The following is a 14,029-nucleotide window of genomic DNA, read 5'->3' on the forward strand; positions in this document are numbered from 1 at the left end:
GTTGCAGCCCTTGGCGTCCCGAATGGGCCCAGCGTCGGAAATCTTCGACGACTTGTACAGACAGTTGCGCAGCATGAACGGGGAGGGCGGGGCGGCGTTGTACCAGTGCATCCGTGACTGGCCGGACGGGCAGGGCGGCGGACATGCCTACCGTACCTTGGCTGCGCAGCTGGCGGTGGTCTTGCAGGTCTTGCAACAACTCAAGGCTGACGGGCTTGGAGATGATCCGCTGTACCAGACGATGCGCGGTGTGCATACCCGGCTGTTCGGGCTCGAGTTGCAGATGAAGGTTTTTTTGCAACAGGCGATGAACCCACAGTGGGATGAGGACAGTCGCGAAGCGGTTGAGTGGTAGCTGGTCTTTGGTTTTTAGAGGAAATAGTCAGATGTTTAATGCAATAACCGGTAGCCCGGTTGTCAATGTTGCTGCCTTGGCACCTGCTGACGTTGCATCCCGCGCCTCGAATACGCCCGGCCACATAGTCATCGAGATGCCAGAGGCGCTCCTGGCAGATGCCGCCAGCACAACGGCGCTTCCTGCCGATGTCGTGATTGAAATAAACGCAGAGATCGAAGGCGTATTGCAGGAAGCACTGAATGATTTGCCTGGTAATGTGCGCATTGATATAGATGGCGTGCAGAATTTCATCACTGATGGGCACGGAGGGTGTGCCAGTGAGTTCAGCACAGCGCTGGAAAATTACAGCGCTGGTCGTTCAACCCAGACGGTCGAAGACCGTGTTCAAGTCGTGGTGGATTTTTTCAGGGATGTCTGGCGTTCGGATTTTCTGAGTAACCTGCGTACCTCCGCACTGGTCAACATGCCATCGGTGTTTGCTCTGACCGTGGCCCGTGGATTTCTCGCCAGTACCCTCTCTGCAAGCGTCTCCGGCACTGCAGCGGTAGCGCTGGGGGCAACCTTCATTGCGTTGCCTTTGATCCTAACGGCAGCCGCTGTCGCCCACCATGAATGCAACGCAAGTGCGACACCTGCGTATCGGGCATCACAGCTGGCATTTCTGGCAGGGTCCGGGGCGATTCTCACAGCGGCCATGCTGAGCGATCCTGTTGCGATTTTCAGCGGGCTCTCCGGGTCTGCGCCAGCCGTCGCGTTGTACTGCCTTTCCCGTGACGTGTTGGCAACCTTTCATGGGCTGGGCAGTGATACGCCGCTCAATCTTCCGGCCAATCTGATTGACGCGCTGAGTTACGGGGCCATGCAGTTTTCTGCCGGGGCGGCGGTGGTGGGGATGGAGGCCGGATTGGCCAGTATGGTCGTCGGTTCCGCACTCAATGCAGTGATCGAAACCGTGGAGCCGGCCCTGAACGAAACGTTCTCCCAATGGATGTCTGAACGGCCTGAAGCCCAGCAACAACCGAATGACAATCAGGCGTTTCGTCTGGGGCTCAATGCTTCGCTGCCGGGTTGGCAGAGCCTGCTTGAACGATTGGAGAACACCGGTATCCCTCGCATGATGGCGTTCTCGATGATTTCCGCTGGCGTGACTACCGCCACCACCATCGGCTCAATGGCAGGGCTGAGTGACAGCCACCAGTACTGGCTGGCAAACGGGGTAGGAGCATTGCTGGCGACGTGTATTCTGACCCCGTTCTATCAAAGCCATGCCCTGCAATCTGTTGCATCCGTTGCACCGAACGAACTCACCCAAGTGGTGGTTGATTAGCTATAATCGCCGCCCCATCGCCGCCACCCGAGTTCATGCCGCCCATGTATACCCTGGCCCGCCAGCTGCTGTTCAAGCTCTCCCCGGAGACCTCCCATGACCTGTCCCTGGACCTGATCGGCGCCGGTGGCCGCCTGGGCCTGAACGGGCTGCTGACCAAGGCGCCAGCTGCGTTGCCAGTCACGGTGATGGGCCTGGAGTTTGCCAACCCGGTAGGGCTGGCGGCAGGCCTGGACAAAAACGGTGCGGCCATCGACGGTTTCGCCCAGCTGGGCTTCGGCTTTGTCGAGATCGGCACGGTCACCCCGCGCCCTCAGCCGGGTAACCCGAAGCCTCGTCTGTTCCGTCTGCCGGAAGCCGAGGCGATCATCAACCGCATGGGCTTCAACAACCTGGGCGTCGACAACCTGCTGAACCGGGTGCGGGCGGCAAAATACCGCGGCATCCTGGGCATCAACATCGGCAAGAACTTTGACACGCCTGTCGAGCGTGCAGTCGATGACTACCTGATCTGCCTCGACAAGGTCTATGACCAGGCCAGCTACATCACCGTCAACGTCAGTTCGCCCAACACGCCCGGATTGCGCAGCCTGCAGTTCGGCGACTCGCTCAAGCAATTGCTCGACGCCCTGGCCGAACGCCGTGGGCAGCTGGCGGCCCAGTATGGCAAGCATGTGCCGCTGGCGATCAAGATCGCCCCGGACATGAGCGATGAAGAAACCGCGCTGGTGGCTGCTGCGCTGATCGAGTCGGGTATGGATGCAGTCATCGCGACCAACACTACGCTGGGTCGCGAGGGCGTTGAAGGCCTGCCGTTTGGCGACGAAGCCGGTGGTCTGTCCGGTGCGCCGGTGCTGGAAAAAAGCACGCATATCGTCAAAGTGCTCGCCGGTGAGCTGGGCGGCAAGCTGCCGATCATCGCTGCAGGTGGCATTACCGAGGGCAAGCACGCCGCGCAAAAAATCGCCGCGGGTGCCAGCCTGGTACAGATCTATTCGGGGTTCATTTATAAAGGCCCGGCGTTGATCCGCGAGGCGGTGGATGCCATTGCAGCCATGCCGCGTTAACGCACGGGCATAAAAAAGGGCCCCTTCAAGGGGCCCCTGGGCCTTAGCCCGCCGCCCGGATGGGGCGCGCATGGTGAATGAATTCAGTTCCTCGTTCAGCCAACGGCGTGAAGTTCGTTGAGTCTATGAATGCCCGCAGTGCCGGTCATACCGTCCCAGTTGTCGCCACGTCCTTCGCGCCAGCCGTTAATCCAGGCTTGGCGTACCGACGGTAGAGTAAAAGGGCAAAGCTCGCGGGATTTGCCGGCAACCCCATAGTGGTAGCCTCGTGTAAATGCTTTTTCCAACGGATCACGCTTAAGTCTTCTCATAGGGTGTTGCCCTCACTTGTTGACTGTAATGTCCCGTCGGCCTCGTCTGAGGCCGGGCAGAATCGTTCTGCCGGTGTGCGCTCGCTGCCGGCGTGGCGAGCAAAAGTGTTGTCCCGTTGCGGTGACAACCTGAGATGATTTCTAACCAATGCACGACACAGTGTGAATGATCGTTTTGTCATAAGGGCGTAACCTTTCTGAGGGTCACAGGATAAGTAAACAAATGCTTCTGACCTGGATCCGATGCAAAGCCCGCTATGATCAGGGTTTGACTAGAGTTGAAGTCACTTGGCCATTGCTTGGTGATATTTTGTAACAAGGCTGTCAATACGACGAAGGGTTAGTTTTCCCCCTGTCCGTCGTGAAATTTTCATTCTGCCCGGCGATCAAAGTGCTTTCTGCTCCTGGCGAAAGACCTGATTGCCCGGGTGGCCCGGCACTCAACGCGGTGCCATTCGAACGCTCGCTGGAAAGGCGTTCGATTAAACATCGGAAGGGCAATGCGCTTGCTTTTCCACTTATTGCTCAGAGCACTGGATACCTCATGTCGGACCGTTTCGAACTCTACCTAACCTGCCCCAAAGGCCTTGAAGGCCTGCTTGCCGAAGAGGCCCGAGGCCTGGGCCTTGAAGAGGTGCGCGAACACACCTCGGCGATTCGCGGCTCGGCTGACATGGAAACCGCCTACCGCCTGTGCCTGTGGTCACGCCTGGGCAACCGCGTGCTGCTGGTGCTCAAGCGCTTCAACATGAAAAACGCCGATGACCTGTACGACGGCGTGCATGACGTCGAGTGGCAGGATCACCTGGAACCCAGTGGCTCACTGGCGGTGGAATTCAGTGGGCACGGTTCGGGTATCGACAACACCCACTTCGGTGCCTTGAAGGTCAAGGACGCCATTGTCGACAAACTGCGTACCCGTGACGGCGAGCGCCCGTCGGTGGACAAGCTCAACCCGGACCTGCGCGTGCACCTGCGCCTGGAACGTGGCGAGGCAATCCTGTCGCTGGACCTGTCCGGTCACAGCCTGCACCAGCGCGGCTACCGCCTGCAGCAGGGGGCAGCGCCGCTCAAGGAAAACCTCGCCGCTGCCGTGTTGATCCGTGCCGGCTGGCCGCGCATCGCCGCTGAAGGCGGGGCCCTGGCCGACCCGATGTGCGGTGTGGGTACGTTCCTGGTGGAAGCGGCGATGATCGCCGCCGATATCGCCCCGAACCTCAAGCGTGAGCGCTGGGGCTTCAGTGCCTGGCTTGGCCACGTGCCGGCGCTATGGCGCAAACTGCATGACGAGGCCTTGGCCCGGGCCCAGGCGGGTCTTGCCAAGCCCCCCCTGTGGATTCGCGGTTACGAGGCCGACCCACGCTTGATTCAGCCAGGACGCAACAACGTCGAGCGTGCCGGCCTGAGTGACTGGGTAAAAATCTACCAGGGCGAAGTCGGTACCTTCGAGCCACGCCCGGACCAGAACCAGAAAGGCCTGGTGATCTGTAACCCACCGTATGGCGAGCGCCTGGGTGATGAAGCCAGTCTGCTGTACCTCTACCAGAACCTCGGCGAGCGCCTGCGCCAGGCGTGCCTGAACTGGGAAGCGGCGGTGTTCACCGGTGCCCCGGACCTGGGCAAGCGCATGGGCATTCGCAGTCACAAGCAGTACGCGTTCTGGAACGGCGCGCTGCCGTGCAAACTGCTGCTGATCAAGGTTCAGCCTGACCAGTTCGTTACCGGCGAGCGTCGCCAGCTTGAGCGCGAGAACTCTGGCGGCGAAGACCAGCGTTCGGCCGCTGCTGTCGCAAGCGAGCCGGCGCGCCTGAGTGAAGGCGGGCAGATGTTTGCCAACCGCCTGCAGAAAAACCTCAAGCAACTGGGCAAGTGGGCCAAGCGTGAGCAGATCAGTTGCTACCGCTTGTATGACGCGGATATGCCGGAATACGCACTGGCCATCGACTTGTACCAGGACTGGGTGCACGTGCAGGAATACGCCGCACCGCGTTCGATCGACCCGGAGAAAGCGCAGGCGCGTCTGTTCGACGCCCTGGCCGCCATCCCCCAGGCCTTGGGCATCGACCAGAGCCGTGTGGTGGTCAAGCGTCGTGAGCGTCAGAGCGGCACGCGCCAGTATGAGCGCCAGAGCACGCAGGGGCAGTTCCTGGAGGTCAGCGAAGGCGGCGTCAAGTTGCTGGTCAACCTGACCGATTACCTGGATACCGGTCTGTTCCTCGACCACCGGCCAATGCGCATGCGCATCCAGCGTGAGGCGGCCGGCAAGCGTTTCCTCAACCTGTTCTGCTACACCGCGACCGCCAGTGTGCATGCGGCCAAAGGTGGCGCGCGCAGCACCACCAGCGTTGACCTGTCGCGCACCTACCTGGACTGGGCGCGGCGTAACCTGTCGCTCAACGGTTTCTCCGACAAGAACCGCCTGGAGCAAGGTGACGTCATGGCCTGGCTGCAAGCGTGCCGCGACGAGTTCGACCTGATCTTCATCGACCCACCGACATTCTCCAACTCGAAGCGTATGGAAGGTGTGTTCGATGTCCAGCGTGACCATGTTCAGTTGCTTGATCTGGCGATAGCACGTCTGGCACCGGGTGGTGTGCTGTACTTCTCCAACAACTTCCGCAAGTTCCAGCTCGACGAAAGTCTGGCAGAACGCTATGCAGTGGAAGAGATCAGCGCCCAGACCCTGGATCCGGACTTCGCCCGCAACAGCAAGATCCACCGGGCCTGGCGTATTCAGGCGCGGTAAGTGGCGTGTGTCCCGGGCGGGCGATTGCTTCATTGATGGCTAATGGCTATAACTGAAGGTGGGCCCGGGAACTACTACATGCTGGCGGTGTGAGTGCACTCTATGTCGACGCAGGGCGTTCGTCCAAAAATGCTCGGCTTTGTCAGCGAAGAGGTGTCTGCCTGGCTAGTGGCGCTTGTTGCGCTGCTGGTCGGCGGCCTGTTGACCGCGTTTCTCGCGCTGGCGGCTCACGCGCTGTACCAGCAGCAATTGCGTCAGCGTTTCGAACTGCTGGCCAGTGAGCGTTACAGCCGTATCGAAGAGCGGTTTCAGGACCAGGTGCAGCGGCTGGACGGCCTGCGCCGGTTTTTTGTGTTCTCCAACGAAATCACCCTCGAAGAATTCAACGGCTATGCACGCCCTTTGTTGCACCGTACCCAGGCCTACTCGTGGGCACCCCGGGTGGTGGCCAGTGCGCGCCAAGAGTTTGAACGCCAGGCCAGCCAGGCCCTCGGGCGTCCCTATGAAATCAGGCAGCTGACCAACACCAACGCGATGCAGGTGTCGGCGCAGCAGCCATTGTACTTTCCGGTGTTGTTTACCCAGGCACAGAATCCCGGTCGCCAGCCGTTCGGGCTCGATCTGCGCTCCCAGCCTGCACGCCTGGATGCCCTGCAGCGCGCCTCGAGACCAGGCAGCATGGCGGTGTCGGCACCTTTGAACCTGCTGGATGTCGAGCCTGCCTATGCCCGGGGTGTGCTGATGGTTGCACCGGTGTTCGCGCCTGAAGGTTCTGCGCCCGAGTTGCGCGGGTATGCGGTGGCGGTCATCAGCATGCGCCAACTGATGGCCGAGGGGTTGCCCAGCGCAACCCAGGACAATCTGGTGGTGCGCATACGGGACCTGACCGGGTCTGATGCACAGCACGAGGTGTTGTTTCAGTCGGACAACAAAGGCGCACGTTCACCGCTGGTAGCGACCCATCTTCTGCACCTGGCCGATCATGACTATCAGCTCGATATCCGCCCGAGCCAGGCGTTCATGCAGGCCAACCAGTCGTCGGCGGTAACGGCGGTGGTGTTCCTGGGCAGCTTGCTCAGCATCTTGCTCAGTGCCTTGCTGTTCAGCCTGTTCAGTCAGCGTCAGCGCGCCTTGAAGCTGGTCGAGCAGCGCACGGGCGAGTTGCTTGTCAGCGAGCAGTCGTTGCGCGCTACCCACAACCAGTTGCGCAGTGTGCTGGATGCCGCCACGCAGGTGGCAATTGTTGCGACCAACCTGCGCGGGGTCATCAGCACCTTCAACGCCGGTGCCGAGCGCATGCTGGGCTACAGCAGTGCAGAGGCAGTCGGCAGCATTACCCTCGAGGCGCTGGTTTCTCCACAGGAGCTGCACCAGCGGGCCAGCGCCTTGAGCCAGCGCTATGGGCGCGATGTCAGTCCAGCCCAGGCGATTTTCGCGCAACCCCTGCAAGACGATGGCAGCGCGGCTCAGGAATGGACGCTGCAGCGCAAGAATGGCAGCCATTTGCTGGCCAATATGCTGGTGACCGCCGTGCTTGATGAGCACGGCCTGTGGGTCGGCCACCTGGCGATCTGTATCGATGTCACCGAGCGCAAGCGTGTGCATGAGGCGCTGGCAGCCCGTGACCGCTTGCTGGAAAAGCTCAGCGCCGAGGTGCCAGGGGGCATCTACCAGTTTCTCCTGCGCGCAGACGGCAGCTCCTGTTTCAGTTATGCCAGCGAGGGGTTGCGTGACGTCTACGAGGTCGACCCGGACCTGCTGCGCCAGGATGCCACCGCAGTGTTCGAGCGCATCCATCCGGATGACCTGGAACGGGTTCGCGCCTCGATTCGTCATTCTGCAGATCAACTGACACCATGGCGTGAAGAGTACCGGGTGGTGCTGCCCAGTGCAGGGCTGCGTTGGGTGCGTGGCGAAGCTACGCCGGAGCCCGCGGACAATGAAGGCACCATCTGGCATGGCTATTTGACGGATATCTCCGACCTCAAGCGGGTGGAAGAGGAGTTGCGTGCGCTGTCGGTGACCGATGCGTTAACCGGCATCCACAACCGGCGCTATTTCCAGGAGCGACTCAAAACCGAGCTTGAGCGTGCCCAGCGCGACCAGCAGGATCTAGCGGTGATCATGCTGGATATCGATCACTTCAAACGCATCAACGATCAGTATGGCCATGCCGTGGGGGATCATGTGCTGCGCAGTCTGTGCCAGCGCATCAATGCTCGGCTGCGGCGCACCGACGTGTTCTGTCGGCTCGGCGGCGAGGAGTTCATGGTGCTTTGCCCGGGCAGCAACGCCGAACAGGCGCTCAGGCTGGCCATGGAGTTGTGGCAAGGGGTGCGCAGTGTGCCGCTCGATGGCGTCGGGCAGGTGACTGCCAGCTTCGGTGTCGCGGGTTGGCGCCCCGGGGAGGGCGCCGACGCGTTGTTGCTACGTGCCGACGCTGGCGTCTACGCAGCCAAGCAGGCGGGCCGCGATCGGGTCGAGGCCGAGCAGGCCTGAGGCTTCAGGGTTGGACCGCGGCCGTGCTGTTGACCAGTTTTGGCTGGCGGTACAGGTCAAGCAGCACCTGGTCGAGAATTGCCGAGGCGCCCCAGGGTTTCGGGTCGTTGAGAATCGCCGCCACTGCCCAGGTATTGCCGTTGCTGTCGCGGCTGTAACCGGCGATGGCACGGACCGTATTCAGGGTGCCGGTCTTGATATGCGCTTCTCCGGTCATTGCGGTGCGTTTGAGGCGTTTGCGCATGGTGCCGTCCATGCCGACCAGCGGCATCGAACTGATGAATTCGGCGGCATAGGGGCTTTTCCAGGCCGCCTGCAGCAAGGCTGCCATTTCCCGGGTGCTGACCCGTTCGGCACGCGACAATCCGGAACCGTTCTCCATGATCAGGTGCGGCGCCGTGATGCCTTTTTTCGCCAGCCACTGGCGCACCACGCGTTGCGCGGCACGGGCGTCGTCACCATCGGCGTCGGTGCGAAACTGTGCGCCCAGGCTCAGGAACAGCTGTTGGGCCATGGTGTTGTTACTGTACTTGTTGATGTCGCGGATAATCTCGACCAGGTCAGGCGAGAAGGCGCGAGCCAGCAGGCGAGCGCTTTTCGGCACGGTGTCGATCCGGTCGCGGCCCTGGATGGTGCCACCCAGTTCGTTCCAGATGGCCCGCACTGCGCCAGCGGCATAAGTCGGATGATCGAGCAGCGCCAGGTAGGTCTGGGAGTTGCAGCCCTCGGCCAGCTGGCCGCTGACTACGACGGTGACGCCGTCTGCCTGTGTTACTGGGTTGTAACGCACGTCGCCGGTGCACTGCTTGCCGTTGACGGCCTTGACCTGGTTGTCGATGCGGATGCTGGCAATCGGCGGTTCGACCGAAATCAGTACTTTGCCGCCATCGTTGCGTGCCACAAAGCGCAAGGCCTTGAGGTTGATCAGCAACGAGTCGGGCTTGACCAGGAAAGGCTTGTTTTCGTCGCCGCCGTCATCGTTGAACTGGGGTAGCACGGGCTGGACGAAGTGGCTGCGGTCGAGCACCAGGTCGCCGCTGATGGTTTGCACGCCATTGGCGCGCAGGTCGCGCATCAACAGCCAGAGTTTTTCCATGTTCAGCTTGGGGTCGCCGCCGCCCTTGAGGTAGAGGTTGCCTTGCAGGGTGCCGTTGCGCAGCGGGCCGTCGCTGTAGAACTCGGTTTTCCACTGGTGGGTCGGGCCGAGCAGTTCCAGGGCAGCATAAGTGGTCACCAGCTTCATGGTCGAGGCCGGGTTGACCGAGACGTCGGCGTTGAACACGGTTGGCGTGCCAGGGCCGTTGAGCGGCAGCATCACCAGGGACAGGGCCGAGTCTTGCAGTTTATTGGTTTTCAGCGCCTGCTGGACCTTGGCGGGCAGCGTGGTGTTGACCGCTTCGGCCTGGGACGGCAGCGCGACAGGCAAAAGCAGGCCAGCAAGTAGAAGAGGGCGTAGAGATTTGATCATGTGTAATAGAACCCTGCGAGCGAGGGGTGAAAAGTAGGGGCGTGAAAAGGTGAAGGCCCCGGTGTGAAAAATATAGCGCGCATTATGCCCCAAGGCGCAGGGCGATGGGGCAGTGCAAAAGGGTGGCATATCGGCTTTTATTCCGGCAACCTCGTGGCGAAACTGTTAAAGTGCCGCGCGTTATTACTCAAGAGGATTGTTTCATGGCCACTAACCGTTCCCGCCGTCTGCGCAAAAAACTCTGCGTGGATGAATTCCAGGAGCTGGGTTTTGAACTGAACCTGGAGTTCAAAGAAGACCTGTCTGACGAAGCCATTGATGCCTTCCTCGATGCATTCCTCGACGACGCGATGGATGCCAACGGCCTCGACTATGTCGGCGGCGACGACTACGGTCTGGTTTGCAAGGCAGACCGTGGCTCGGTCACCGAAGAGCAGCGTGCTGCTGTTGAAAGCTGGCTCAAAGGCCGCAACGAACTGACCAAAATCGAAGTCAGCCCGTTGCTGGACGCCTGGTATCCGGAAAAACCGATCAATCCGGTTGCCTGATGCCTGAAGAAACGGCGGCCCCAGTGGCCGCCGTTTTTTATTCAGCTCGCCTGTGCCGACGCGCCGGAAGAGCCCGTTTTTTGTAAGTGTTGCTCCAACGCTTGTTCTACGGCGGCCATGGCCGCTGTTACCTGCTGCTGTCGATGCGCAAGCGTCGATAGTGGCGCGCTCGCCTGACAGCCTGCCTCCAGCTGTTCGCAGGCGTCGATCAGGGTAGTGGCCTGGATGATGCGTGCAGCGCCAAGGATTCGATGGGCTTCATCCTTCAGCGCTTCGCTGTGATGCCTCGGGTCCAGCTTTTCCATGGCCTGGCGGTCGATGCCAAAACTGAGCTGCAACTGTTTCAGCAATGCCTGAAGGTCGGCAGGGTTGCTGCCCACCACCGGCGCCAGGCCTTGCAAGTCGAACAGGCTTGAATGTTCCATGTCAGGGCGATGGGGCAATGGGCAGACCTTGGCCAGGCGCTGGCCAAGTGCTTTGAGGCTGATCGGTTTGAGCAGACAGTCATCCATGCCGGCGCGTTTGCATTGCTCACGGACTTCAGGCTGGGCGTTGGCGGTGTAGCCGAGAATGGTGCAGCGCGGCCATTGCCTTTCGGCTTCTTCGCTGCGCACGAAGCGGGTGAGCTGATAGCCGTTGATGCCCGGCATGTTGCAGTCGATGATCAACACATCGAATGACTGCCGGCGCCATTGCTCCAGGCCCTCGTTCCCGTTGTTGGCGCTCTGGTGCTGCAGGCCCAGGTAGTTCAGTTGCTGGGCCAGTAGTAAAAGATTGGCCGGGTGGTCATCAACGACCAGGACGTTGAGTGCGGCAACGGCAATGCTCGGTTGCGCAGCGGCGACAGGGGTGCTGGCCTGACTGGCCATGATCGTCAACGGCATGCTGATGTGCACGCTGGTGCCCAGGCCGAACACGCTGTCCAGCGTCAGGCTGCCGCCCATCAGCTGGCACAGATCACGGCTGATCGACAGGCCCAGACCGGTGCTGCTGCGTGCCTGCTTGCCGTCCGGGTTGGCCTGGGCAAACGGCAGGAACAGGTGCTGCTGGTCCTGCTCACGAATCCCGATGCCGCTGTCCTGGACAGTCAGCGCCAGCGTGGCGCGGTCGGGTTCACTGTCGGGCTTCAGGTTCAGGCTGATGATGATCTGGCCCTGTTCGGTGAACTTGATGGCATTGCTGACCAGATTCGACAGGATCTGTTTGAAGCGCAGCGGGTCCAGCATGGCATCGCAATGGGCCTCGGGTGCGATGCGGACCATCAGGCTGAGGTTTTTCTGCCGTGCCAGGCCATCAAAGACCCGCCCGACAGAGGCTACCAGCTCTGTCAGGCTGACCTGCTCGGGAGCCAGCGTCATGTGCCCGGATTCGATCCGGGCAATGTCCAGAATGTCGCCAATCAGGGCGAGCAGGTCTGTGGCCGAACTGTAGGCCACTTCGATGGCGGGCCGGTCGAGTTGTGACTGGTTGGCTTTTTCCAGCGCCAGCTCGAGCATCCCGAGGATGGCGTTCATCGGCGTGCGGATTTCATGGCTGATGGTTGCCAGGAAGGTGCTTTTGGCCCGGTTGGCGTCATCGGCCTGCTGCTTGGCCCGGTACAGGTCCTGAATCAGCTGCCGGCGCTCACTGATATCGATCCAGCCGCCGATAATGCCCTGTACTTCTCCCAGCGAATCGCGAAAGGGCAGGATCCAGTGGTAGATGGTCATCGGCTTGTTATTGAGCAACAGCGGGCGATCGACGATCAGCGGCACACCCTCGCGCATCACCTGTTGATAGTCGGCCTGGATCTGGCTGGCATAGCAGTTGTCGCCCAGTGCGCTTTCCTGGATGCGCATGCCCAGCACTTCATCAAGACTTAACTGTACGGCCTGCAGGTAGCTGTCGTTGCAACTTTGCAGCAAGCCTTCGCGGTCACGTACGTACATGGGGTGGGGTGTGCCGTTGAGCAGCGTGCGCATGAATTCGAGCTGGTCGCCGAGGGCTTTTTCCGCTGCCTCGCGTTGCTTGATCTGGCGGCGCATCCAGGCATTCCAGGCCAGTGACAGCAACAGGAGCAGGCTGGTACCCAGGACGATTTTCAGCACAAGGTCATGGTATTTGCTCCAGTAAGCGTCGGATTCGGTGCTGTAGCCCCGCCAGCGGCTATTGATGATACCCAGTTCTTCGGGGGCGATACTGAGCAGGGCCTTGTCCAGAATCGATGCCAGCTCCTGGGCGCCCTTGGTGGTTGCCATTGAAAAGGTTGCAGGTTCGGCGCCGACCGAACCGCGGATGGCCAGGCCGCGTAGCGAAAGCAGGCTGTAATTGGCATTGATCAAGGTAGTTATGACGGCATCGACGTGCCCGCTGATGAGCATGGAGGTGGAGTAGAAGTTGCTTTCGGTCTCTACCAGCTGGATGCCGGGAACGCGCTCACGCAGGCTGTCGGCCAAAGGGCTGTCGCGAATGACGGCGACGCGTCGGCCCTGGAGTTGCTCAACTGCGGTTGGCTGGTTGGCACCGTTGCGGGTGAGCAACACATAAGAATTTTCCAGGTAAGGACGACTGAGTGCCAGCGTGCTTTCCCGGCGCTGGCTCGGGGTGATGGCCGCAATCACATCGGCCTGGCGCTGATTCAGGCGATCAATCATTTCACTGATGCCATTGGCCCGTTGCACTTCAAAGCGCAGGCCGGTGCGCAACCTGATCAGCTCGAGCAGGTCGGCGGCAATCCCGCGGAAATTTCCCGCGCTGTCAAAAAATGTCAGCGGGGCGGCGGTTTCGTTGACGACCACGCGTACCACCGGGTGTTGACTCAGCCAGCGTTCTTCACGTTGTGAAAGTTGCAGCTTGCGATCCGTCAGCAGTACGTCGCTGCCTGCACTCCAGCGTTTGAAAATGTCTTCTCGGGTACTGTTGGAAATGTTGTCGAGCGTGGCATTGATCAACTGCAGCAAGGTGCGGTTGCTTTGCTGTACGGCAAAGCTGAAGCCGACTGGTTCGTGCTTGCCGAAGTTGGCCATCTTGATGTTTTGCAGGTGGCCCTGGTTGATCAGGTAGTGGGTGGAAATGGTGTCGCCGAGAAAAACGTCAGCCTGATCGAAGGCCACCGCATTGAGAGCGTTTTGATAGGAAGGGTAGGACTTGATGGTTGCGTTGGGGTAGTTGGCCCTCACTTCTGCAAGCGGCAGGTAGTGATAGACCATGCTCAGGCGCAGGCCATCAAGCCCGGTGTCGAGGGGCCGGCTCTCGTTTTCGCGGGTTACCAGTACTGGCTGGTCAATCGCGTAAGGCCTGGAAAGCACCACCCCCGCGGTGGCCGCTTCAAACCCGTTGGCACTGCCCAGCAGGTCGATCTGGCCCAGGCTCAGGGCCTTGACTGCGTCCTGACGGCTGGCAAAGCGCTCTACCCGGATCGGTAAGCCCAGGGCCTTGCCGAGTATGCCGGCAACATCGGCGGTCAGGCCTTCGTAATCATGGCCACTGGCAGTGATGTCAAAAGGCGGGTAGTCCGGTGCCGAGGTGCCCAGCACCAGTGCTTTTTTACCTTCGACCCAGCGTCGCTGCGCGGCATTGAGCGACAGGTGGATGTCTGTTGTTTCCGAGCGACTCAGCAGGGTGTAGTGCCTGGCCTGGACTGATTCGGCGCGCACCGCTGACGCCAGGCCCAGGCTGGCCAGTATGCCGCACAGGCAGACTATGAGGAGGCGGCTAGGCATGGCA

The 14,029-nt window shown here is 60.8% G+C and carries 9 protein-coding genes; 6 read left to right on the forward strand and 3 right to left on the reverse strand.

Annotation, left to right across the window (positions count from 1 at the left end; genetic code table 11):
• Positions 1-22 precede the first annotated feature (22 nt).
• From I5S59_RS06270 to I5S59_RS06280, 3 genes are read left to right on the forward strand one after another with little or no spacing between them, the layout of a single operon-like run.
• The gene (locus tag I5S59_RS06270) at positions 23-355 is read left to right on the forward strand and encodes a hypothetical protein (protein ID WP_197875849.1); all 333 of its coding nucleotides are present in this window, start codon (positions 23-25) and stop codon (positions 353-355) included.
• 31 nt (positions 356-386) lie between these two features.
• Positions 387-1,685, forward strand: a complete 1,299-nt coding sequence (locus I5S59_RS06275) for a hypothetical protein (protein ID WP_197875850.1) — start codon at positions 387-389, stop codon at positions 1,683-1,685.
• A 44-nt stretch (positions 1,686-1,729) separates the two neighbouring features.
• On the forward strand, positions 1,730-2,752 hold the full coding sequence (locus I5S59_RS06280) for a quinone-dependent dihydroorotate dehydrogenase (protein ID WP_197875970.1): 1,023 nt from the start codon (positions 1,730-1,732) through the stop codon (positions 2,750-2,752).
• Between the two features lie 95 nt (positions 2,753-2,847).
• Here I5S59_RS06280 and rmf read toward each other — a convergent pair whose 3' ends face one another.
• Positions 2,848-3,063, reverse strand: coding sequence for a ribosome modulation factor (rmf, locus tag I5S59_RS06285; protein WP_128326123.1), 216 nt, complete (start codon positions 3,061-3,063; stop codon positions 2,848-2,850).
• Positions 3,064-3,607: 544 nt separating this feature from the next.
• On the opposite strand from rmf, the gene rlmKL reads away from it, so the two are divergent.
• Both rlmKL and I5S59_RS06295 read left to right on the forward strand, forming a co-directional pair.
• Positions 3,608-5,809: a bifunctional 23S rRNA (guanine(2069)-N(7))-methyltransferase RlmK/23S rRNA (guanine(2445)-N(2))-methyltransferase RlmL gene (gene rlmKL / locus I5S59_RS06290; RefSeq protein ID WP_197875851.1), complete on the forward strand. Its 2,202-nt coding sequence runs from the start codon at positions 3,608-3,610 to the stop codon at positions 5,807-5,809.
• Positions 5,810-5,911: 102 nt separating this feature from the next.
• The gene (locus I5S59_RS06295; protein ID WP_197875852.1) at positions 5,912-8,308 is read left to right on the forward strand and encodes a diguanylate cyclase; all 2,397 of its coding nucleotides are present in this window, start codon (positions 5,912-5,914) and stop codon (positions 8,306-8,308) included.
• A gap of 4 nt (positions 8,309-8,312) precedes the next feature.
• On the opposite strand, the gene dacB is transcribed toward I5S59_RS06295, so the two are convergent.
• On the reverse strand, positions 8,313-9,776 hold the full coding sequence (gene dacB, locus I5S59_RS06300) for a D-alanyl-D-alanine carboxypeptidase/D-alanyl-D-alanine-endopeptidase (RefSeq protein ID WP_197875853.1): 1,464 nt from the start codon (positions 9,774-9,776) through the stop codon (positions 8,313-8,315).
• A gap of 203 nt (positions 9,777-9,979) precedes the next feature.
• Here dacB and I5S59_RS06305 point away from each other — a divergent pair, with 203 nt between their 5' ends.
• The gene (locus I5S59_RS06305) at positions 9,980-10,324 is read left to right on the forward strand and encodes a YggL family protein (RefSeq protein WP_128326127.1); all 345 of its coding nucleotides are present in this window, start codon (positions 9,980-9,982) and stop codon (positions 10,322-10,324) included.
• A gap of 41 nt (positions 10,325-10,365) precedes the next feature.
• On the opposite strand, the gene I5S59_RS06310 is transcribed toward I5S59_RS06305, so the two are convergent.
• Positions 10,366-14,025: a transporter substrate-binding domain-containing protein gene (locus tag I5S59_RS06310; protein WP_197875854.1), complete on the reverse strand. Its 3,660-nt coding sequence runs from the start codon at positions 14,023-14,025 to the stop codon at positions 10,366-10,368.
• Positions 14,026-14,029: the final 4 nt, after the last annotated feature.

This window comes from Pseudomonas alkylphenolica (genome assembly GCF_016009175.1).
Taxonomy (GTDB): domain Bacteria; phylum Pseudomonadota; class Gammaproteobacteria; order Pseudomonadales; family Pseudomonadaceae; genus Aquipseudomonas; species Aquipseudomonas alkylphenolica_B.

Bases quoted from the DNA above. Each gene is read 5' to 3' on its own strand.
- I5S59_RS06310 (WP_197875854.1), bottom strand. From the start codon at position 14,025: ATGCCTAGCCGCCTCCTCATAGTCTGCCTGTGCGGCATACTGGCCAGC.
- rlmKL (WP_197875851.1), top strand. From the start codon at position 3,608: ATGTCGGACCGTTTCGAACTCTACCTAACCTGCCCCAAAGGCCTTGAA.
- I5S59_RS06270 (WP_197875849.1), top strand. From the start codon at position 23: ATGGGCCCAGCGTCGGAAATCTTCGACGACTTGTACAGACAGTTGCGC.
- I5S59_RS06295 (WP_197875852.1), top strand. From the start codon at position 5,912: ATGTCGACGCAGGGCGTTCGTCCAAAAATGCTCGGCTTTGTCAGCGAA.
- I5S59_RS06305 (WP_128326127.1), top strand. From the start codon at position 9,980: ATGGCCACTAACCGTTCCCGCCGTCTGCGCAAAAAACTCTGCGTGGAT.
- I5S59_RS06280 (WP_197875970.1), top strand. From the start codon at position 1,730: ATGTATACCCTGGCCCGCCAGCTGCTGTTCAAGCTCTCCCCGGAGACC.
- dacB (WP_197875853.1), bottom strand. From the start codon at position 9,776: ATGATCAAATCTCTACGCCCTCTTCTACTTGCTGGCCTGCTTTTGCCT.
- I5S59_RS06275 (WP_197875850.1), top strand. From the start codon at position 387: ATGTTTAATGCAATAACCGGTAGCCCGGTTGTCAATGTTGCTGCCTTG.
- rmf (WP_128326123.1), bottom strand. From the start codon at position 3,063: ATGAGAAGACTTAAGCGTGATCCGTTGGAAAAAGCATTTACACGAGGC.